The sequence below is a fragment of the Oleiphilus sp. HI0061 genome, assembly GCF_001635675.1.
In genome coordinates this window covers 1-975 of sequence record NZ_LWFE01001318.1, presented here as the reverse complement: position 1 = coordinate 975, position 975 = coordinate 1, and the positions used below count along the sequence as shown (strand labels likewise).

General features: G+C 45.6%; 1 protein-coding gene. It reads right to left on the bottom strand.

Annotated features, from left to right (window positions below):
• Nucleotides 1-975, bottom strand: a 975-nt coding sequence (gene prsR, locus A3735_RS20815) for a PEP-CTERM-box response regulator transcription factor (protein ID WP_068638560.1), incomplete at both ends; no start/stop codon positions are given.

Below are 975 nucleotides of genomic sequence, written 5' to 3'. Positions count from 1 at the left end.
CATCTTCGTTAAATGCTAATGTCGGACGGTTCATTTGTTGAGCGAAAGTTTTAAGCAAAGCTTGTGCAATGATAATCGCATCACCGTCACGCTCCCTGATGGGGGGGATATTGAGAGAAATTTCACTCACTCGATAATAGAGATCCTCTCTGAATAAGTTTTGGTCAATGAGTTGTTGGACATTCTGGTGGGTTGCGCAAACAACTCGAACATCTACGGGTATCGGTTTAACGCCGCCAACTCTTTCAATCACTCTTTCCTGAAGGAAGCGTAATAGCTTAACTTGAAGCGGCATCGGCATGTCGCCAATTTCATCAAGAAATAAAGTGCCGCTATCTGCGAGTTCAATCTTTCCTTGTTTGGTTTGGGTTGCGCCAGTAAAAGCACCTTTCTCGTGTCCAAATAGCTCGCTTTCAAGCAGGTTTTCAGGAATTGCTCCGCAGTTAATAGCGACAAACGGGTTATCTTGCCTTGGGCTAACTTGATGAATTGCTTTCGCGAGTACTTCTTTTCCTGTCCCGGTTTCACCTAATAAAAGGGTCGTCACATCAGCAGGTGCTATTTTTTCTATCATTCGACAGACTTCTAGCATCTTGCTGCTACTCGCTATAATGCCCGCTAAGCGTGATGAGGATGAGCCTGTTGATAGTTCTTGATTTTGCTTCTCCAGCTCATGCATGCGGAAGGCTCGATCAACAATAAATGAAAGAATATCGGCATCTAAAGGTTTTTGGAAAAAATCACTTGCGCCCAAGCCAACAGCTTTGACAGCATTTTCTTTTTCCTCCCGTCCAGTAACAACGATTACTTTTGTTGTTGGGGCTAGCCTTAGTATCTCTTCGAGCGCTTGAAAGCCTTCGCTTGAACCGCCTGGGTCTGGAGGTAGTCCAAGATCCAGTGTCACGACTTGTGGCTCTTCACGACGGAGTATGGACAACGCAGCTTCCCTGTCTGATGCGAGATGTACGTCAACGC